1 pseudogene is annotated in these 626 nt (G+C 43.5%); it reads right to left on the bottom strand.

The annotated features are described in order from the left end of the window. Positions 1 to 626: pseudogene (locus R7Z50_RS28595) on the bottom strand (competence/damage-inducible protein A); the annotation flags it as partial.

Below are 626 nucleotides of genomic sequence, written 5' to 3'. Positions count from 1 at the left end.
GAGTCGCTCCCGCTAACGCAAATGTCGCAGCCAATGGATCCCCCTCATGGTTTACAGTTTGGTTACGCCCTGCCAGCACCCAACCATGACCCAATTGCTTTTCTGCATTTTCATCACTGTTTAACCAGTAGGTTAAATATCCAGCACTGCTTTTTTCAGACACAGAAAGTGTGAGATCTTTATCCGCCAGCAGTTGTCCTACATGCTCAACCATCGGAAGGTCGATGCTAACCGTATTGCTTTCGAGGTGCTTGTTGATCAACTGCATCAGCTTCAAACGTTGTTCAAGCTGATCTGCCGGACCAAACAGCTTCACTTCAATAAAAGGCAGATAAGAGCGATACCCAAGCTCATATCCTTGTGGCAGTTTTAACTGATCCAACTTATCCGAGATCCCAGATTCAGAAAGACCAAAAGTGTAGATTCGACTACAGCATGAACCTTTTACATCAGGAAATACTCTTCGAAGATCAGGCAAAATTTGTGTTTCTGCCATCAATTTGAATTCGCTTGGTACACCAGGAGTAAAATAAAAAATCGCGTCATTGATCAGCATTTTAAAGCCACATGCCGTGCCAATAGGATTGTCTAAAATTTCTGCGATTTCAGGTAGCATGGCTTGTTTT

The organism is Vibrio sp. 1249-1, assembly GCF_033340495.1.
The sequence above is the reverse complement of the archived record's forward strand: the minus strand, read 5'-3'. Positions and strand labels throughout refer to the sequence as shown.